The sequence below is a fragment of the Streptosporangium oxazolinicum genome, from assembly GCF_039537505.1.
Classification (GTDB): Bacteria; Actinomycetota; Actinomycetes; order Streptosporangiales; family Streptosporangiaceae; genus Streptosporangium; species Streptosporangium oxazolinicum.
Genome location: NZ_BAABAQ010000022.1, coordinates 1 through 17,733 on the forward strand (window position 1 = coordinate 1; position 17,733 = coordinate 17,733).

General features: G+C 69.3%; 20 protein-coding genes and 1 rRNA gene. 10 read left to right on the plus strand and 11 right to left on the minus strand.

Annotated elements, in window-relative coordinates:
* Positions 1-77, plus strand: a 5S ribosomal RNA gene (gene rrf, locus ABD817_RS38075); the annotation flags it as partial.
* 293 nt (positions 78-370) lie between these two features.
* Here the strand turns inward: rrf and ABD817_RS38080 are convergent.
* Positions 371-808: a nuclear transport factor 2 family protein gene (locus tag ABD817_RS38080; protein ID WP_344923326.1), complete on the minus strand. Its 438-nt coding sequence runs from the start codon at positions 806-808 to the stop codon at positions 371-373.
* A gap of 223 nt (positions 809-1,031) precedes the next feature.
* Between ABD817_RS38080 and ABD817_RS38085 the strand changes: the two genes are divergently transcribed.
* Positions 1,032-1,586 carry a TetR/AcrR family transcriptional regulator gene (locus ABD817_RS38085; RefSeq protein WP_344923327.1) on the plus strand — a complete coding sequence of 185 codons (555 nt, stop codon included), beginning with the start codon at positions 1,032-1,034 and terminating at the stop codon, positions 1,584-1,586.
* A 154-nt stretch (positions 1,587-1,740) separates the two neighbouring features.
* Here the strand turns inward: ABD817_RS38085 and ABD817_RS38090 are convergent, their stop codons facing one another.
* Positions 1,741-2,208 (minus strand): Lrp/AsnC family transcriptional regulator, encoded by a 468-nt coding sequence (locus tag ABD817_RS38090; RefSeq protein WP_344923328.1) that lies wholly within the window; start codon positions 2,206-2,208, stop codon positions 1,741-1,743.
* 131 nt (positions 2,209-2,339) lie between these two features.
* Here ABD817_RS38090 and ABD817_RS38095 point away from each other — a divergent pair, with 131 nt between their 5' ends.
* A complete protein-coding gene (locus ABD817_RS38095) occupies positions 2,340-3,227 on the plus strand; it encodes a phenylalanine 4-monooxygenase (protein WP_344923329.1) in 888 nt (295 codons plus the stop codon).
* Positions 3,228-3,364: 137 nt separating this feature from the next.
* Positions 3,365-4,384: a serine hydrolase gene (locus ABD817_RS38100; protein WP_344923330.1), complete on the plus strand. Its 1,020-nt coding sequence runs from the start codon at positions 3,365-3,367 to the stop codon at positions 4,382-4,384.
* A 50-nt stretch (positions 4,385-4,434) separates the two neighbouring features.
* On the opposite strand, the gene ABD817_RS38105 is transcribed toward ABD817_RS38100, so the two are convergent.
* The 6 genes from ABD817_RS38105 to hisN all read right to left on the minus strand — a co-directional run bounded on the left by ABD817_RS38105 (position 4,435) and on the right by hisN (position 10,096).
* Positions 4,435-5,154 carry a response regulator transcription factor gene (locus ABD817_RS38105; protein WP_344923331.1) on the minus strand — a complete coding sequence of 240 codons (720 nt, stop codon included), beginning with the start codon at positions 5,152-5,154 and terminating at the stop codon, positions 4,435-4,437.
* 19 nt (positions 5,155-5,173) lie between these two features.
* Positions 5,174-6,001: a phosphate ABC transporter ATP-binding protein PstB gene (gene pstB / locus ABD817_RS38110; protein WP_425583459.1), complete on the minus strand. Its 828-nt coding sequence runs from the start codon at positions 5,999-6,001 to the stop codon at positions 5,174-5,176.
* Between the two features lie 29 nt (positions 6,002-6,030).
* A complete protein-coding gene (gene pstA / locus ABD817_RS38115) occupies positions 6,031-6,921 on the minus strand; it encodes a phosphate ABC transporter permease PstA (RefSeq protein ID WP_344923332.1) in 891 nt (296 codons plus the stop codon).
* Positions 6,921-7,862 carry a phosphate ABC transporter permease subunit PstC gene (gene pstC / locus ABD817_RS38120; protein WP_344923333.1) on the minus strand — a complete coding sequence of 314 codons (942 nt, stop codon included), beginning with the start codon at positions 7,860-7,862 and terminating at the stop codon, positions 6,921-6,923. Before pstC ends, pstA begins: the two co-directional genes overlap by 1 nt.
* Positions 7,862-8,869, minus strand: coding sequence for a PstS family phosphate ABC transporter substrate-binding protein (locus ABD817_RS38125; protein WP_344923334.1), 1,008 nt, complete (start codon positions 8,867-8,869; stop codon positions 7,862-7,864). The genes pstC and ABD817_RS38125 overlap by 1 nt, the downstream gene beginning before the upstream one ends.
* Positions 8,870-9,292: 423 nt before the next feature.
* Complete coding sequence (gene hisN, locus ABD817_RS38130) at positions 9,293-10,096, minus strand: histidinol-phosphatase (RefSeq protein WP_344923335.1); 804 nt, start codon at positions 10,094-10,096, stop codon at positions 9,293-9,295.
* Between the two features lie 139 nt (positions 10,097-10,235).
* Here hisN and ABD817_RS38135 point away from each other — a divergent pair, with 139 nt between their 5' ends.
* On the plus strand, positions 10,236-10,679 hold the full coding sequence (locus ABD817_RS38135) for a DUF4442 domain-containing protein (protein ID WP_329085613.1): 444 nt from the start codon (positions 10,236-10,238) through the stop codon (positions 10,677-10,679).
* 13 nt (positions 10,680-10,692) lie between these two features.
* Here ABD817_RS38135 and rsgA read toward each other — a convergent pair whose 3' ends face one another.
* Together rsgA and aroA are read right to left on the minus strand one after the other, a co-directional pair.
* Positions 10,693-11,751 (minus strand): ribosome small subunit-dependent GTPase A, encoded by a 1,059-nt coding sequence (rsgA, locus tag ABD817_RS38140; protein ID WP_344923384.1) that lies wholly within the window; start codon positions 11,749-11,751, stop codon positions 10,693-10,695.
* A gap of 67 nt (positions 11,752-11,818) precedes the next feature.
* On the minus strand, positions 11,819-13,096 hold the full coding sequence (gene aroA, locus ABD817_RS38145; RefSeq protein ID WP_344923336.1) for a 3-phosphoshikimate 1-carboxyvinyltransferase: 1,278 nt from the start codon (positions 13,094-13,096) through the stop codon (positions 11,819-11,821).
* A gap of 216 nt (positions 13,097-13,312) precedes the next feature.
* Here aroA and ABD817_RS38150 point away from each other — a divergent pair, with 216 nt between their 5' ends.
* Positions 13,313-14,050, plus strand: coding sequence for an SOS response-associated peptidase (locus ABD817_RS38150; protein ID WP_344923337.1), 738 nt, complete (start codon positions 13,313-13,315; stop codon positions 14,048-14,050).
* A 191-nt stretch (positions 14,051-14,241) separates the two neighbouring features.
* Positions 14,242-14,580 (plus strand): TraR/DksA family transcriptional regulator, encoded by a 339-nt coding sequence (locus ABD817_RS38155; protein ID WP_344923338.1) that lies wholly within the window; start codon positions 14,242-14,244, stop codon positions 14,578-14,580.
* A gap of 71 nt (positions 14,581-14,651) precedes the next feature.
* Here the strand turns inward: ABD817_RS38155 and ABD817_RS38160 are convergent, their stop codons facing one another.
* On the minus strand, positions 14,652-15,392 hold the full coding sequence (locus ABD817_RS38160; protein WP_344923339.1) for a class I SAM-dependent methyltransferase: 741 nt from the start codon (positions 15,390-15,392) through the stop codon (positions 14,652-14,654).
* A 357-nt stretch (positions 15,393-15,749) separates the two neighbouring features.
* On the opposite strand from ABD817_RS38160, the gene ABD817_RS38165 reads away from it, so the two are divergent.
* The 3 genes from ABD817_RS38165 (at position 15,750) to ABD817_RS38175 (ending at position 17,613) form a co-directional block, all read left to right on the plus strand.
* A complete protein-coding gene (locus ABD817_RS38165) occupies positions 15,750-16,286 on the plus strand; it encodes a sigma-70 family RNA polymerase sigma factor (RefSeq protein WP_386247759.1) in 537 nt (178 codons plus the stop codon).
* A 64-nt stretch (positions 16,287-16,350) separates the two neighbouring features.
* Positions 16,351-16,617 (plus strand): mycothiol system anti-sigma-R factor, encoded by a 267-nt coding sequence (rsrA, locus tag ABD817_RS38170; protein WP_344923340.1) that lies wholly within the window; start codon positions 16,351-16,353, stop codon positions 16,615-16,617.
* 51 nt (positions 16,618-16,668) lie between these two features.
* Positions 16,669-17,613 (plus strand): NAD-dependent epimerase/dehydratase family protein, encoded by a 945-nt coding sequence (locus tag ABD817_RS38175; RefSeq protein ID WP_344923341.1) that lies wholly within the window; start codon positions 16,669-16,671, stop codon positions 17,611-17,613.
* Positions 17,614-17,733: the final 120 nt, after the last annotated feature.

The following is a 17,733-nucleotide window of genomic DNA, read 5'->3' on the forward strand; positions in this document are numbered from 1 at the left end:
CGAACCCGGAAGTTAAGCTCTTCAGCGCCGATGGTACTGCACCGGGGACGGTGTGGGAGAGTAGGTCACCGCCGGACAATCTTTCGTGAAGGGCCTCCACCGTTGGTGGGGGCCCTTCGTGCTTTCCAGGACCTGTTGCCCCGGCCCCTTTGTCAGGACCTGTTGCCCCGGCGCCTGTGTTTCGTCTCTGTCCCGGGCTCCGCCTGTTGAGGTCCCTCCCGGGCTTTACCTCTTCCCAGGGCGCCTGTCCTGGGCTTTTCACGCTGTCCCGGGTGCCCCTGTTTCCCGGGCCTGCGGTGTTTCAGACTTCCGGGCCTCCATAACCTTGGAGTCTCCGGCGGTGGACGTCCTTCCTGTTCTCAGGCGCTCGTCAGGCTCGCTCCGGGTGCCCCATGATCTCGATCATGGCCAGGGTGTTCTGGTATTCCCGCCAGTTGACGATTTTCCCGTCCCGGACCCTGAGGACCCCGATGAAGGGGGAGGATGCCTGCCTGCCGGTGGCGAGGACCCTGCCGACGAGCTCGTACTCGACGACGATGACCTCGGGATCAGCGGTCTCGTGAACGACCACGTCGCGGATCTCGTCCAGGGCGAACCGCTGGGCGAAGGCGGCCTGTTCGGGACCGCTGAAGAGGAGGAACGCCTCCTTTCCCTCATGACGCCTGGCCCTGCCCGGAGGGGCGAAGGGGACTTCGATGACGGCGTCCTCGGCGAGCTCGCTCCCGAAGCCGCCGAGGTTCTCAAGCCAGTGTCGCCGTACGCGCTCGAAGATCTCGCGGGGGCCGGGGACGACGGTGGACTCGGTCATGGTGGATCCCTTCGTAACGAACACTAAGATGAGTGGAAACTCATCTTTATAATCGTGAGTGGAGACTCACTTTGTCAACGCCGCATCTCGCGGGCGAGGACCGGGCACAGACGAGGACGACGGAGACGGGGAAGGCTAGATGACCACTACGAATCCTTCATCGGGCGATACGGGCGATACGGGCGAGACGGGTAAGAAAGGCGATCCCGGTGGTGCCAGGCCGTTGCGTGCGGACGCCCAGCGCAACCGGGAGCGCATCCTCGCCGCCGCGGAGGCCGTCTTCGCCGAGAAGGGCCCCTCGGCGTCGACCGAGGAGGTCGCCGCCCGTGCCGGGGTGGCCATCGGCACGGTCTTCAAGCACTTTCCGACCAAGCAGGCCCTGTTGCAGGCCATCATGAAGGGCCTTTTGGGCAGGCTGGACGGGGAGATGGCCGAGCTCGCCGCCGATGAGGCTCCTGGGGAGGCGCTGTTCACCTTCGTCACCCGCATGGTCGAGCAGGCGGCGCGGAAAAGGACCGTCGTCGGTCTCCTTGCCGAGACGGGTGTCGATCTCCAGGTCGCGAGTTCGGTGCGGATGTTGCGCGATGGGATCGGGACACTCCTCGCTCGCTCCCAGGAGGCCGGTACGGTCCGTGACGACGTCCGTCTCGACGAGGTGATCGCCCTGCTCACCGGCATCTGCCAGGGAGCCCTCCACGCGGGCTGGGACGACGACCTGCGGCAACGCACGCTGGCCATCGTCTTCGCCGGTCTCCGGGCACCTGAGGCCCGCCGATGACCCATGTCGCCGACCTGGCCGGGGGCGGGGGCAGGTCGCGAGGGCCAACCGGGGCCGGTCGCGATGGCGAATCATCCTGAGGCGTGATGGCGAATCACCGTGAGGCGCGATGGTGACCCGTCGTGAGGATCGGGCGAGCGGCCGTGATCCGAGGTCAGGCGCCGGAGGCGGCGCGGAGCAGGGGCTCGATCCGGTAGGGGATCTGGATGGAGAGGGCGATCGTGGTGTCCGTCCGCTGGACCGCCGGAGAGGCTAGGATGCGGGCGATGATCTCCTGGAGGTCGGGGGTGCTGCGGGCGACCACGCGGCAGAGCAGGTCGGCCTGGCCGCTGGTGCCGTACACCTCCAGGATCTCGGGAAGGGACTCCAGGGCTCTTACGGCCTCGTCCAGGCGGCCCTGGGCGATCTGCAGCGAGACGAACGCCAGGATCGGGTATCCGGTGCCCTCGGGGGTGACGGTGGGACCGAAGTCGGCGATGACGCCGCGGGCGATCAGCTTCTCGACGCGGGCCTGCACGGTGCCCCGGGCCACGCCCAGCAGGCGGGCCAGCTCGGTCAGGCCGATGCGCGGATTGGCGCGCATGGTGACCAGGAGGCGGCCGTCCAGCTCGTCGATCGACATCTCCGCAGGGTCCCGTCAGATTGGGCGATTCGACCAGCATAGACGAGGTGTGACGATACGTTTCTGTGCGGATCGCTCAGTACAACTGGCTGCTCTTGCCAACGTTTCCGGATATTGCTGTCATTTCACTTATGTTCGAGGAAGCACAGTACTTCGCACCGGTGTCGACCCGTGACGACGGTTCGATCGAGGTCGAGCTCGGTGCCGGTCATCCCGGTTTCGCCGACCCGGTCTACCGCGCGCGCCGCAACGCGATCGCCGCGCTCGCCGTGGGGTACGTGCCCGGTACGCCGATCCCGACGGCCGAGTACACCGACCAGGAGCACGAGGTGTGGGCCCTGGTCAGCCGGGAGCTGGGCCGGAAACACCGCGAGTACGCGACCGCCGAGTATCTGCGCGCGGCCGAGCGGCTCGGGCTGCCCGCCGAGCGCATCCCGCAGCTCCAGGAGGTCGGCGAGCTGCTGGAGCCGCTGACCGGGTTCCGCTACGTCCCGGCCGCGGGGCTGGTGCCGCTCAGGGACTTCTACGGCGTCCTGGCGGACGGGCTCTTCCACTCCACGCAGTACATCCGGCACCACTCCACGCCGCTGTACACGCCGGAGCCCGACGTGATCCACGAGGTGATCGGACACGCCAACGCGCTGGCCTCCGACCGCTACTCGCGGCTCTACCGCCTGGCGGGAGCGGCGGCCCGGCGGGTCGAGGGCAAGGAGGCGCTTGAGTTCATCTCGAAGATCTTCTGGTTCACGATGGAGTTCGGCGTGATGACGGACCAGGGCGAGCTGCGGGCGTACGGCGCGGGCATCCTGTCGTCGTACGGGGAGATCGAGGAGTTCCGGGGGATGGACATCCGTCCGCTGGACATCGCCGCCATGGGCACCACTCACTACGACATCACGAAATATCAGGACGTACTCTTCCGGGCGGAGTCGCTGGAGCACCTTGAGGACATCGTCGGGGGCTTCTGGGCGACCTGCGATGACGAGGTCATCGCCCGGCTAATCGCGGACGTTCGCTAAGGGCGGGCATCGGTTCGGCGGGATGTTCTATAGCGCACGCCCTGTTTCAGACTAGATTTCGCTTGATCGTCTTATTGTTACGTGTAGTGGGATATATCCCGATCGTCACGTAATGGGGGAGACGGTTGGGGTGGATGATGGGAGCAAGGAATCGGGCGGCCCTGGCCGCCGCCATGCTGGTCATCGCGCAGGTCACCGCCTGCAGCACGTGTCAGGGCCTCACGCCGGTGAGCATGCCGACGCCGTCCCCCTCGCGGCAGGCGGCACCGGTCCCGACGTCCGGCGCCACTCCTCCCGCGCCGTTCCTGGCGGTGGTCCCGGCGCCTGTCTTCCCCGGCGCCGGGGCACCCCGTGCCTCCGGCCGGGTGGCCGCCCGCCCGCGAAGGATCTTCTCCAAGGAGCTCAGCCGCAGCCTCGACGCGTTCCTGGCCGGGTACGGCGGCAGGACCGCCGCCTCGGTGAGCGACCTGAGCACCGGCCGGCGCTACCACTACCACCACACCCTGCAGCTGCCGTCGGCCAACACCTCCAAGGTGAGCATCCTGACGGCACTGCTGCTCGGAACGCGCTGGCACGAGCTCGGTGAGCAGGCCAGGTCCGACGCGAGCGACATGATCCGCTTCAGCGACAACGAGGCGGCCGACCGGTTGTACGAGCGGATCGGGATGAGGCCCGGCCTGGCCAGTGCGAACCGCAGGCTCGGTCTCAGGCGCACCTACACTCCCGGCGGGTGGTGCGCGGCCCAGTACTGCTGGGGCGTCGCGCAGACCACGGTGGAGGACCAGATCCGGCTGGTCAAGGCGCTGGCCACCGGTAAGAGCCCGCTCGCGGCTCCGGAGCGCCGCAGGGTGCTCGGGCTGATGGCGAAGGTGACCCCCGAGCAGAAGTGGGGGATCAGCGCGGGGGCGTGCGAGAGCGACCAGGTGTCACTGAAGAACGGCTGGCTGCGGCACACGGCGAACGGGCGCTGGGCGGTCGCCAGCGCCGGGCTGATCCGAGGGCACGGGCACGACTACGCGGTCGCCGTCCTCACCGAGGACAGCCCGAGCATGGAGACGGGCATCGCCAGGATCGAGGGCGTGACCAGGCGCCTCATGGACGCCTTCAGGGGCGGGCGCGGCTGCGAGGCGACCGCGAACCGAGCGCCGGGTCCGTGAGCCGGTGAAACCGCGGGCTCGCGGAACCGCGTGCCCGCGGGGAAGGCGTGTCACGCCGTTCTGTCGACCAGCCGGTAACCCACCCCTCGTACGGTCTGGATCAGCTGGTCGTCGGTGTCGCCCAGGCGGGCACGGAGGCGCTTGACGTGCACCGCGATGGTGTTGGTCGAGGTCGTGTCCGTGGAGTTCCAGACATGCCGCATGATCTGCTCCCGCGTCACCGTGCGGTGCGCGTTGCGCATCAGATAGTGCAGCAACTCGAACTCGCGCAGCGGCAGGTGGACGACCCTGCCGTCGACCCTGACCTGGTAGGCGTTGACGTCGAGTTCCACCCTGCCGACCACGAGTGCCCTGCGGGCCCCGGACTCACCGGTGAACGCGGCGTGGATCAGGGGCAGCAACTCGGGCACCCGGTAGGGCCGGGCCACGCACGCGGTGGCTCCGGCCGCCAGTGCCTGGACGGCCTGCTGGGCGTGCCCCTCGCCCACGCCCAGCAGGACGGGGATCACCCGCGTCAGCCGTACCGCGCGGACGAACTCCACCGCCCCTATGACCGGCAGCGAGGCGCTGACGAGCACGACGTCGGGGCGGAGCGCCCCGGCCTGCAACAGGGCTTGGGCGCCGTCGGTGACGCCCATGACCTGCACTCCTTCGCGTTCCAGGGCCGCGGCCAGGTCATGGACCATGGCCGCCTCCGGATCGGCCACCAGCAGCATGGGCGCCGTCCGTGTGTCCCCGTCCACCTCTGGTGCCGTCTGCGGCTGGATCACCCGCATCCTCCAATATGGGTTAGCCGAAGCGGCCGGTGATGTAATCCTCAGTCCGCTTGTCGCTGGGGTTGGTGAAGATGCGGCTGGTCTCGTCGAACTCCACCAGGCGGCCGTGCCGCACGCCGGCCTCGTCCACCTCGGCGGTGAAGAAGGCCGTACGGTCCGAGACGCGGGCGGCCTGCTGCATGTTGTGGGTGACGATCACGATCGTGTAATCGCGCGTCAGCTCCTGCATCAGGTCTTCGATCTTGGTGGTCGCGATCGGGTCCAGGGCCGAGCAGGGCTCGTCCATCAGGATGACGTCGGGCTTCACCGCGATCGCCCGCGCGATGCACAGACGCTGCTGCTGTCCGCCGGACAGGGAGAGGGCGTTCTGCTTGATCTTGTCCTTGACCTCGTCCCAGAGCGCCGCCTTGGTCAGCGCCTCCTCGACGATCTCGTCCATGTTGCCCTTGATCCCGTTGACCCGGGGACCGTAGGCGATGTTGTCGTAGATCGACTTGGGGAAGGGGTTCGGCTTCTGGAAGACCATGCCGATCCGGCGCCGGACCTCGATCGGGTCCACGTGGTCGCCGTACAGGTTCTCGTCGTGGTACAGGATCTCGCCGACCGCGCGGGCGCCGGGGATCAGGTCGTTCATCCGGTTGAAGCAGCGCAGCACGGTGCTCTTGCCGCAGCCGGACGGGCCGATCATGGCCGTGATCTCGCGGTTGCCGATGGTCAGGTTGACCCCGCGTACCGCCTCGTAATCGCCGTAGAAGACGCTGAGGTTGGAAACGGTGAAGACCGGGTCGAGGGCTTCGATGGTGCGGGGGACTTCGGGGCCGCGCACGTTCACGTTCGGCACGGAAATTCCAATCTCGGACATTTCTTACCTCACCAGCGCTTCTGGTAGCGGTTACGGAGCCAGATGGCGACGGAGTTCATCAGGAGCAGGATCGCCAGCAGGATCACGATCGCCGCCGCGGCGAGGATGGCGAACTCCTCCTGGGGGCGGCTGATGAAGCTGTAGATCTGCAGCGGCAGGACGGTGAAGCTGCTCCAGACGCCCTCGGGGTTGAACCGGACCAGCGTCGCGGCACCGAGCATCAGGAACGGGGCGGCCTCGCCGATCGCGCGGGAGAGGGCCAGGATCGAGCCCGTCGCGATGCCCGGGATCGACGCCGGGAGCACCTGGCGGTAGATGGTCTGCCACTGGGTCGCGCCCAGTGCCAGCGAGCCCTCGCGGATCGACGGCGGCACCGCGCGGATGGCCTCGCGGGCGGAGATGATCACGATGGGCAGCACGAGCAGCGAGATGGTGACCGCGCCGGTCATGACGGTGAAGCCGAACTGCAGCCAGCGGGCGATGATGCCCAGGCCGAGGATGCCGTAGACGATCGAGGGAACGGCCGCCAGGTTGGAGATGTTCAGCTCGATCAGCTTGTTGTACCACTTGGTCCTGTCGGCGTACTCCTCAAGGTAGATCGCCGCGAGGATGCCGGTGGGCAGGGCCATGAGCGCGGTCAGGCTGATGATCCACAGGGTGCCGAAGATGCCCGACTGGATGCCGGACGTCTCCGGGCGGCGGATCGAGGGCTGGTTCTCCCACAGCACCGAGTTGAGCCGCGGCCAGCCCTCCTCGACGACGTAGAACAGCAGCATCGCCAGGAAGGCGAGAGCGATCGCGAGGCTGGCCAGCAGCGCGATGCGGAAGAGGTGTTCCTTGAGGGGGCGCCCCTGGCTGGCCAGCTGTACGGCCGAGCGGGGGGTGGAGAGGATGGCCATCAGTCGTATACCTCGCGATACTTCTGGACCATGCGGGCGCTGAGGTAGTTCATCGCGAAGGTGATCACGAAGAGCAGGGAACCCACCGCGAAGATGGTCTTGTAGGCGATCGAGCCGACCGAGGCGTCGCCGGAGCCGGCCTGGGCGATGAAGGCCGCCATCGTGGCCATCTCGTTGCCCGGGTAGAGCGTGAAGACGGACTTGAAGCCGCCGGCGATCGCGACGATCATCGTCTCGCCCGCGGCGCGGGAGATCGCCAGGATGACGGCGGCGACGATGCCGGAGAACGCTGCGGGGACGACGACGCGCACCGAGGTGAGCATCTTGGAGGCGCCGAGGGCGTACGAACCCTCGCGCAGGCCGTTCGGCACCGCGGCCATCGAGTCCTCCGACAGCGACGCGACGATCGGAATGATCATCACGCCGACCAGGAGGCCGGCGGCGAGCGCGTTCTTGCCGTCCAGGTCCAGGAAGGGGAGGACGTCCCTCAGCAGCGGGGTGACGAAGGTGAGGGCGAAGAAGCCGAAGACCACCGTCGGGATGCCCGCGAGGACCTCCAGCACCGGCTTGAAGATCTTGCGGGTCCTGCGGGAGGCGTACTCCGACAGGTAGATCGCGGCGGCCAGGCCGAGCGGCACGGCGACCACGATGGCGATCAGGGTGATCTCCAGGGTGGCGACGATGAGCGGCCACACGCCGAACGACGGCGGGTTGAACAGCGGGCCCCAGTTGGTCGAGCCGAAGAACTCCCCGATGCTCACCGCGGCGAAGAACTCGACGGTCGGTTCGAGGAGCGCGATGACGATGCCGATCGTGGTCGCCACCGACACCATCGCCGCGGCCAGGAGAACGGCCTTGACGACGAACTCGCCATAACGCGGGCGCGACCGCGCCAGGGACCCCGGGGCCCCTGGAACGGTCGTGCGGTGCTGAGCCGACATCAGCCGGCGCTCTTCAGCGCGGTGATGTCAGCCTTGAGCTTGGCCTCCTGCTCGGGGTTGAGCGGGATGAACTTCGCGTCCTTGGCGATCGCGTTGATGTTGGCCGCGTAGTAGTCGAGGAAGGCCGTGACCTCGGGCCGCTTCACCGCGGTGGTGGCGGGGTAGATGAACAGCGGGCGGGCGAGCGGGGTGTACTTGCCGCCCTGGGCCGCCTCGACGCTCGGGGCCACGCAGCCGCTGCCGGAGTCGATCTCCACGGCCTTCAGCTTCTCGGCGTTCTCCTCGAAGTAGGTGAAGCCGAAGTAGCCCAGGCCGCCCTTGGCGCCCTCGACACCGGTGACGATGTCGTTGTCGTTCTCGCTCGGGCTGTAGTCCTTGCGGCTGGCGCCCTCCTCACCGTTGATCTCGCCGGTGAAGTAGTCGAAGGTGCCGGAGTCGGTGCCGGGGCCGTAGAGCTTGAGCTCCTCGGCCGGGAACTTGGCGTCGACGTCCTTCCAGGTCTTGACCTTGCCCTCGGCCGCCGGCTCCCACATCTTCTTGAGCTGGTCGGTGGTGAGGCAGGTGACCCAGTCGTTCTCCTTGGGAACCACGACGGTCAGCGCGTCGACGGCCACCGTGAGCTCGGTGAACTTGATGCCCTTCGCGTCGCAGGCCGCCTTCTCCTCGTCCTTGATCGGCCGGGAGGCGTTCGAGATGTCCGTCTCACCGGCGCAGAACCTCTCGAAGCCGCCGCCGGTGCCCGAGGTGCCGACCGGCACCTTCACCTGCGGCTGCTCCTCGCCGAAGAGCTCGGAGGCCGCCTGGGTGAGGGGGGCCACGGTGCTGGAACCGTCGATCTTGATCTCGCCGCTCAGGGCCGCACCGGCACCCGCCTCGGCGGAGGATGCGGTGGCGGCGGTGGTGCTGCCGTCACTGTTGGGCTTGGCGTCGCCACCACAGGCGGCCGCGAGCGATACGACGAGCGCGGCCGTCGCCACCGCGCTGAGGCGGCGCTGTCCACTGGTCACGGTATGTTCCTTCTCCGTAGTGAGATCCGTTCTCGATGCCTCCGATGAAAGTGGGGCAAAGTGAACGGAAGTGAAACGAGCCATGACCGTGGCCGGAAGAGGTAGGCCCGCGGATGTGAATACCCGGACGTCGCCGGAAATTTGATCCCGGTTTCCGGTCCGGTAGGTCCGGTGGGCAGGGCCTTGGGGATTCCCTGGTCTGGGCGTGACCCGGTGGGACAGCCTCGCCGCGGGAACGTTCCCGTTCCCGGCCGCCGTCTCGCGGACTTGCCGATCTGTTCATCTTCCCGACATCCGGCGGAAGGTAACGCGGCCGGATCTCCGGCGCGGCCAGGAGGGGAAAGGTCGCGGCGAGCCCTGGGCGGGGGTCTTCAGATGGGCAGGGTTCTCCGGGGAGCGAGCCCTGTGCGGGGAAGGGGAACCTTAGGCGGGGAGGGTGAGCGGGCCGCCGCCGAGGCGTTTGAGCACCTCGCCGTGCAGAGAGCCGTTGCTGCACAGCAGGCTGCCGCCGTTGATGTCGGGAACGCCCGACAGGTCGGTCCAGATGCCTCCGGCCTCCTCGACGATCACGGTCAGCGCCGCGATGTCCCAGGGGGAGAGTTCCGGCTCCGCCGACACGTCGGCCGCGCCCTCGGCGACCAGCATGTGCGACCAGAAGTCACCGTAGGCACGATTGCGCCAGACGGAACGGTTCAGGTCGAGGAACGCGTCGAGCTTCCCGGTCTCCTCCCAGCCGCCGATGCTGGAGTAGGAGAACGAGGCGTCCTCAAGGCGGGTGACGGAGGAGACCCGGCACCGGGTGGCCTTGGTGAGGCTCTTACCGGTCCAGGCGCCGCTGTCGCGGGCGGCCCACCAGCGGCGGCCGAGCGCGGGGGCGGAGACCAGGCCCACGACGACGCGGCCCTGGTCCATCAGGGCGATGAGCGTGGCCCAGACGGGCACTCCGCGCACGTAGTTCTTGGTGCCGTCGATCGGGTCGATGATCCACGAGCGCTCGCCGCGGCCACTCGCGCCGAACTCCTCGCCGATGACGGCGTCGCGCGGCCGGGCCCGGCCGAGAGCGGAGCGGAGCGCCTCCTCCGTCGCCTGGTCGGCGTCGCTCACCGGTGTGAGGTCGGGTTTGGTCTCCACCCGCAGGTCCATGGCCTTGAACCGGCGCATGGTCAGATCGTCGGCGGCGTCGGCCATGACATGCGCGAGGCGAAGATCGTCGTTGTAACCCGTCACGGGGGGCAACGCTATCGCGTCGATGGCCGAATGGCGGAGATCGGGGAGCAAGCGGAACAATCGTGTCGCGTCCCACCAGGCCGGGATACCGCGTGAAACATCCGTTGGCATCGGTGTTACTCGCGAGTAGCATCCCGGTATGACCTTTGACGTGGGTGACTTCATGCTGCAGAGCGTCCCGTTCGCCAGGACGCTGGGCATCTCGTTCGACAAGGTGGAACCGGGCTTCGCCGTCGCCCGCATGGCCGACCGGGCCGAGCTGCACAATCACGTGGGAGGCCCGCACGCCGGAGCCCTGTTCAGCGTCGCCGAGACGGCCTCCGGCGCCGCGATGCTCTCCACCTTCGGCGACCAGCTGTCACGGGCCACCCCGCTGGCCAAGAGCGCGGCGATCCGCTACCTCAAGCTCGCGAGGGGCGAGGTCGTCGCGGAGGCCCGCCTCCGGGCGTCCAGGGAGGAGGTCGTGGCCACGCTGGACGCGGGAGAGCGCCCGGAGTTCGACGTCGCCGTCGAGATCAGGACGGCCGACGGCACCCTCGTGTCCGAGATGACCGTCGCCTGGGCCTTCCGGCTGAACAGCTGACGCCGCGGCGTCCTTACGACTGGTCGTCGTCGGAGGCGCCCTCACGGCTGGCGAGCAGGCGGCGCAGGGAGGTCAGCCGGGTCGGGTCGGCGTGTCCGGCCGCCACCCAGGCGTCCAGGGCGCACTCGTCGGAGAGGTGGTTGCAGCCCTTCGGGCACTGGACGGTGCCCTCGACCAGGTCGGGGAAGCCCGCCAGGACCGTCTCCACCGAGACGTGGGCCAGCCCGAAGCTGCGCACCCCCGGGGTGTCGATGATCCAGCCGCCCTCCGGCAGCTCCAGGGCGACGGCCGAGGTGGAGGTGTGACGGCCCCGGCCGGTCACCGCGTTCACGTGTGAGACGGCCCGGTTGGCGTCCGGCACCAGGGCGTTGACCAGTGTCGACTTGCCCACCCCCGAATGGCCGACGAGCACGCTGACCCGGCCCTTCAGGCGTTCCCTCACCTCTTCCAGGCCGCCCCCCTTCTGGACCACCACGTACGGGACCCCGAGGGGGTCGTACAGCGAGACGAGCTCGTCGGGCGAGGCGAGGTCGGACTTGGTGAGACAGAGCATCGGATCGATGTCGGCGTCGAAGGCCGCGACCAGCATCCGGTCGATCATGCGGGGCCGGGGCGGCGGATCGGCCAGGGCCGTCACGATGACGAGCTGGTCGGCGTTGGCGACCACGGGCCGCTCGATGCCGTCGGTGTCGTCGGTGTCGTCGGCGGAGCGGCGGAGCATGGAGGTGCGGGGCTCCACCCGCACGACGCGGGCCAGCGTGTCGGCCATGCCGGAGACGTCGCCCACCAGGGCCACCCGGTCGCCGACCACGATGCCCTTGCGGCCCAGCTCGCGCGCCTTCATGGCGACCACGACCCTGCCGCTCATCGCGGCACCCTCCGCGTTGTCCTTCTTGCGACGGCGGCTCTTCTCGCCCGCCGACTCGACCAGGCACGTGTAGCGCCCGCGGTCGACGGCGACCACGAACGCAGGGATCGCGTCCTCGTGGGCAGGGCGAATCCGGGTCCGGGGCCGAGATCCCTTGCCCGGCCTGACCCTGACGTCGTCCTCGTCGTACTCGCGCCTTCTCAGTTTCTCCGCCTTGTCCGGCCCGGTGCGCCCCCGAGGAGGGCCGCGGGGCCTGCCGGACGGTCGCCCCTCACCGCGCGCCGCGCAGCATGTCCGCCCACATGGAGGCGAACTCGGGGAGGGTTTTACCCGTGGTGGCGATGTCCTCCACCTCGACGCCGGGCACGGCGAGCCCGATCACCGCTCCGGCGGTGGCCATCCGGTGGTCGGCGTAGGAGTGGAACACCCCGCCGGTGAGCGGGCGGGGCCTGATCTCCAGGCCGTCCTCGGTCTCGTTCGCGTCGCCGCCGAGGCCGTTGATCTCGGCGACCAGGGCGGCGAGCCGGTCGGTCTCGTGCCCTCGGATGTGGGCGACACCGCCGATCCTGCTGGGGGAGCTCGCGAGGGTGGCCAGCGCGGCGATCGTCGGGGTCAGCTCGGCCACGTCGCGCAGGTCCGCCTCGATGCCGGTGATCCGCCCGGTGCCGGTGACCGCCAGCCCCTCGGGCGTGCGCTCCACCGAGGCGCCCATGCCGGCCAGCAGCGTACGGAGCTGGTCACCCGGCTGGGTCGTCCGCGCGGGCCAGTCGGGGATGGTGACCGTGCCGCCGGTCACCATGGCGGCGGACAGGAAGGGCGCCGCGTTGGACAGGTCGGGCTCCACGGTGAAGTCCCTCGCCCCGATGGGGCCGGGCTCGACCCGCCAGACGTCGGGCTCGGAGTCGTCCACCACGACGCCGAACTCGCGGAGCATCTGGACGGTCATCTGGATGTGCGGCTGCGAGGGGATCGGCGGGCCCTCGTGGCGTACCGTCACGCCCTTCTCGAAGCGCGCCCCCGCCAGCAGCAGGCCGGAGAGGAACTGCGACGAGCCGGACGCGTCGAGCATGACCTCGCCGCCGGCCAGCGGCCCTCGCACCGTGAACGGCAGCGCGTCGCCCGTCACCTCGGCGCCGAGGGCGCGCAGCGCGCGCAGGATCGGGCCCATCGGGCGCTTGCGGGCGTGCGGGTCGCCGTCGAAGAAGACCTCGCCCGTGGCCAGCGCCGCCATCGGCGGCACGAAGCGCATGACCGTGCCCGCCAATCCCACGTCGACGCGGGCCCCGCCGACGACGGGACCGGGCGTGATCGCCCAGTCGACGCTGGAGGCGCTCTCGTTGGAGGGGACCATCGTCGCGCCCAGCGTCCGCAGCGCGTCCGCCATCAGGTCGGCGTCGCGGCTGCGCAGCGCCAGACGCACCGTGCCGGGTCCGTCGGCCAGCGCGGCGAGCAGCAGCGCGCGGTTGGTCACGGACTTCGACCCGGGCAGGGGGACGGTCGCGCGGACGGGTTCGGTCGCGGTCGGTGCGGGCCACAGCGGAGCGGACATGGGCAAAAGCCTACCGGTGCCCGCCCCGCGCCGCCCTTCCACGCCCGGACGCGGCGGGGGACGCGTGGTGGATGGGATGAGATGAGGTGAGGAGCCGGGTAAGCCGGGTAAGGGCGTCGTCACCGCGACACCCGGCGGCGACGCCGTGAGGCGCGGCGAGATCGAAACACGGGGTTGGAGACTCCCCGGCGTGTCGTGGCGTGGGAAAGTGGAGATATGTGCGGGAGATACGCGTCTGCGCGGGGCAAGCAGGAGTTGCTGGAGGAGTTCCAGGTCGAGCTCGACGGAGCGTCCGACGAGGAGCTCGGGCCCGACTACAACGTCGCCCCCACGAAACCGGTGTACGCGGTGATGAGCCGGGTGCCGAAGGCCGGGCCGGACGGACGGCCGGTCCGGCAGCTCCGCGTGGTCCGCTGGGGACTGGTCCCCGCCTGGGCGAAGGACCCGTCCATCGGATCCAAGATGATCAACGCGCGGGTGGAGACGGTGGCGGAGAAGCCCGCCTACCGCAAGGCGTTCGCGGAGCGCAGGTGCCTGATCCCCGCCGACGGTTACTACGAGTGGGCCGTGCTGGACGAGAAGGACGCCAAGGGGAAGCCGAAGAAGCAGCCCTACTTCGTCCGTCCCGCCGACGGCGGCGTGATGGCGATGGCCGGACTGTACGAGTTCTGGCGGGACCGGGGCCGGGCCGACGACGACCCGCTCTCCTGGCTGGTGACCTGCACCATCATCACGACCGACGCCGTGGACGAGGCGGGCAGGGTCCACGACCGGATGCCGATGCTGATCGAGCGCGACCGCTGGGGCGAGTGGCTCGACCCGGGGACGCCCAACGCGAAGGGGTTCCTGATCCCGGCGGGCTCCACGGGGCTGGAGATCCATCCGGTCTCCACCGCCGTCAACTCGGTGCGGAACAACAACCCGGAGCTCGTCGAGCCGTTGAAGGAGGCGTAGGGCGAGAGCCGGAGCTCTTCCGAAAACGCCAGGTGATCCGGTGTAAAACTATCGCCAAGTGGGCATTCCGCTGTGAAAGCGGTGCCTCGTGGCGAGGTGGCGAGGTCGCCGTCACAGAGCCCCCCTTGCGCCTGACGGGAGAGTCGGGGATCCCCTCACAGGCCGCCCCCGCTTCCCGGAGGTGCGGATTCGTGGATCTCGCGACCGCGCGTGAGCGCCTGAAGAGCATGCTCGCCGAACTCGACCGGTCCATCGGAGTGCTCCGCGGGGATTCCCCCGCCGTACGGGAACGGGATCGCTCCCGGGCGGACGGCGGCTCCGACCTGACCGACTCCGACCGCAACCGGGCCCTGCTGGACGTGGCCACCCGGCACCGCCGCTCGGTCCTGGAGGCGCTCAAGCGGATGGACGAGGGAAACTACGGCCTCTGCGCGGACTGCGACACGCCGGTCCCCGAGGGCAGGCTGGAGGCGCGGCCCGAGGCCGCCCGCTGCGTACAGTGCCAGTCCAGGCGCGAACGCAGGCGCTGACCCCCGCGCCCCCGCGCCCCCATGAGGCGCAGTCAGGACGTGCCAGTGCCCGCCGGGGCCCGGCGGCGCGATCAGCCGGGGCGCCGGGCGCTGGCCACCAGGTGGATGCCCACCGTGTCGTCGTCGTCCGGGTGGGTGTCCAGCTCGGTGTTGACCAGCCAGGTGAGCGCGCGGGAGTCGGAGGCGAGCACGTGGTCGACCGTCGAGGGGGACAGCACCGTGCGGGGCCGTATCCACTCGACCTCCAGCCCGGCGCCGGTGAGCAGCTCGCGGAGCTGGGCGCTGCTGAAGCACCGGGTGATGCTGCCGTCGGGCCAGGGCACGAGCATGACCTCGCCGGTCTGGCGCAGATGGGCCCAGTAGTTCTGCTCGGCGAGGATCGCCATCCCCAGCACCAGGGAGTCGACGCAGACCAGGGCCCGGCCGCCGGGGCGCAGGACCCGGGCGACGTCGCCGATCGCGGATTCGGCCATGAGCTCCACCGACATCGCGCGCTCCTCGGCGAGCACGGCGTCCACGCTGTGGTCGGGCAGGAAGCGCAGGTCGTCGGCGCGTACCTGGCTGACCTTGGAGATGTCGTGCAGCGGCTGACCGTCCGCGGGCCTGCGGAAGTCGACCACCTCGATCACCCGGTGCCCCGCCTTCGCCGCCTGGACGGCCCAGCGGCCGTCGCCGCAGGACATGTCGAGGACGGTGGACGGGTTTTCCGGCAGCCATCGGCTCAGTTGCTCGGCCACGACCGCGTGGTAAAAGGTCCAGTACGGCCCGAGCGCACCTGAGCCGTTCAGCTCTTCGGCCGGGATGGGCAGCACAAGCAGCTCCTGGCGTCGGGAGGATCCGGTGGTGGTTCAACTGCCTACCGGTACGTACCTTCTTTTTCCCCGTACCGGGTCGTTCGTCACCTTCTATCTTGTGGGAACAGACAGCGGTGCGGGCGTGTTGCAAGCGGACAACGCACGATCCTTTCGGAGGTTGGCAAGCAGATGCTCGCCTTGATCGAACCCGTCACCCGCCCCGGTGATCGGTCTGTCCCTGACGAGCGGGTATTCTCCGCTCAGTACGGTGTCCCGCGTCAGCAGGACTCCGGCGATCTTAAGGGGGTGGGTCCGGTCCCTGCGACAGACGAGGAGACTCTGGAGCAGCGGAGCACACGGTTCGAGCGGGATGCCATGCCCTATCTCGACCAGCTCTACTCCGCAGCGCTTCGGATGACCCGAAACCCCGCGGACGCCGAGGACCTTCTTCAGGAGACCTTCGCGAAGGCTTTCGCGTCCTTCCACCAGTTCCAGCAAGGCACGAACCTCAAGGCGTGGCTTTACCGGATCCTGACGAACACTTTCATCAACAGTTACCGCAAGAAGCAGCGGGAGCCCAAGCAGTCGGGCGCCGAGGAGATCGAGGACTGGCAGCTGGCCAGGGCCGAGTCGCACACCTCGGCCGGGCTGAAGTCGGCGGAGATCGAGGCGCTCGAACACCTCCCCGACACCGACGTGAAGCGGGCGCTGGCCGCGCTTCCCGAGGAATTCCGCATCGCGGTCTATCTCGCCGACGTCGAGGGCTTTCCGTACAAGGAGATCGCCGACATCATGGGGACCCCCATCGGGACCGTGATGTCGCGGCTGCACCGTGGCCGCCGCCAGCTGCGGACCCAACTTGAGGACTACGCCCGCGAGCGTGGCCTGGTTCCCGCGGAGGGTGCGAAGTGAACGAGCGAGACAGGAACGACGAGCCCGCCCGCGCGGGCTCCCGCCCTCGGGGCCGGGTGATCGCATGAGCTGCGGCGGGCACCACGACATCGACTGTCGCGAGATCCTGGACAAGGTCTACACCTACCTGGACGGCGAGCTCGACGAGAGCAACTGCGCCGACATCCGCCAGCACCTGGACGAGTGCCACCCCTGCCTGGAGGAGTACGGCCTGGAGCAGGTCGTCAAGCAGCTCGTCGCCAAGCACTGCGGCTGTGACCAGGTCTCGGCCGACCTGAGGGCCAAGGTGCTCGGCCGTATCGACCAGGTGCGCTCCGAACTGGCCCGCTGACCTCCTAGGATCTCTCGTACGGCCTGGGCCATACGACGATGGGGGTTCACCATGCGCATACTCGTGACCGGCGGGGCGGGATTCATCGGATCCACCCTCGTCGACCGGCTACTGGCCGACGGGCACGAGGTCGCTGCCGTGGACGACCTGTCGGGCGGCGACCGCGGCAACCTGGTCCGCGCCGCGGAGAGCCCGATGTTCGCCCTGCACGTGATGGACGTCCGCGACCCGGCCCTGATCGGCCTGGCCGCCGAGTGGCGGCCCGAGGTCGTCTGCCACCTCGCCGCGCAGATCAGCGTGCGCAAGAGCGTCGCCGACCCGGTCCACGACGCCAGGCTCAACGTCGAGGGCACCGCGTCCGTTCTACAGGCCGCCCACCACGGGGGCACCCGCAAGGTCGTCTTCGCCTCCTCGGTCGCGGTGTACGGCAGGCCGGAGGTCATCCCGGTCCCCGGCGGCGCGGCGACCGACCCGCGCTCCCCGTACGCGGCCTCCAAGCTGAGCGCGGAGACCTACCTGGCCACCTTCAAGGCGCTGCACGGCATCGACTACACCACCCTGGTGCTCTCCAACGTCTACGGCCCGCGCCAGTCGCCCGACGGCGAGGCGGGGGTGGTCGCCATCTTCACCGACGCGCTGCTCAACGGCACCCCCACGGTGGTGTACGGCGACGGTGCCCAGACCCGCGACTACATCTTCGTCGACGACGTGGTGGACGGTATCGCCCGCGCCTGCGGCACCGAGGGCGGCGGCGGCCGGTTCAACCTCGGGACCGGGGTCCAGACCACCGACCGGAGGCTGCACTCCCTGGTCGCGGAGGCGGCGGGTGTCGCCGACGAGCCGGGCGAGGCCCCCGCCCGGCTGGGTGACCTCCCGGCGATGGCCGTCGACCCGGCCCCCGCGTTCGAGGGGCTCGGCTGGCGTCCTCAGACGGATCTGGCCGCGGGCCTGAAGAGCACCGTCGACTGGGCGAGGACCAGGCTCGCGAGCCTGTGACGCCGCGTGACTGCGGGGCGTCGGCCGTCGATGGCAGTCGGTGATTGCTTGATTACGCTTTGCTTGCGATTGGCCGTCTCGCCCTCCTGATCAGGTTCGCTTCGATAGCCTGGGTGCGAA

Excerpts from the sequence above, each read along its gene's own strand:
- ABD817_RS38080 (WP_344923326.1), bottom strand. The coding sequence starts at position 808 with ATGACCGAGTCCACCGTCGTCCCCGGCCCCCGCGAGATCTTCGAGCGC.
- ABD817_RS38090 (WP_344923328.1), bottom strand. The coding sequence starts at position 2,208 with ATGTCGATCGACGAGCTGGACGGCCGCCTCCTGGTCACCATGCGCGCC.
- ABD817_RS38095 (WP_344923329.1), top strand. The coding sequence starts at position 2,340 with ATGTTCGAGGAAGCACAGTACTTCGCACCGGTGTCGACCCGTGACGAC.
- ABD817_RS38100 (WP_344923330.1), top strand. The coding sequence starts at position 3,365 with ATGGGAGCAAGGAATCGGGCGGCCCTGGCCGCCGCCATGCTGGTCATC.
- pstA (WP_344923332.1), bottom strand. The coding sequence starts at position 6,921 with ATGGCCATCCTCTCCACCCCCCGCTCGGCCGTACAGCTGGCCAGCCAG.
- pstC (WP_344923333.1), bottom strand. The coding sequence starts at position 7,862 with ATGTCGGCTCAGCACCGCACGACCGTTCCAGGGGCCCCGGGGTCCCTG.
- ABD817_RS38135 (WP_329085613.1), top strand. The coding sequence starts at position 10,236 with ATGACCTTTGACGTGGGTGACTTCATGCTGCAGAGCGTCCCGTTCGCC.
- aroA (WP_344923336.1), bottom strand. The coding sequence starts at position 13,096 with ATGTCCGCTCCGCTGTGGCCCGCACCGACCGCGACCGAACCCGTCCGC.
- ABD817_RS38150 (WP_344923337.1), top strand. The coding sequence starts at position 13,313 with ATGTGCGGGAGATACGCGTCTGCGCGGGGCAAGCAGGAGTTGCTGGAG.
- ABD817_RS38165 (WP_386247759.1), top strand. The coding sequence starts at position 15,750 with ATGCCCTATCTCGACCAGCTCTACTCCGCAGCGCTTCGGATGACCCGA.
- rsrA (WP_344923340.1), top strand. The coding sequence starts at position 16,351 with ATGAGCTGCGGCGGGCACCACGACATCGACTGTCGCGAGATCCTGGAC.
- ABD817_RS38175 (WP_344923341.1), top strand. The coding sequence starts at position 16,669 with ATGCGCATACTCGTGACCGGCGGGGCGGGATTCATCGGATCCACCCTC.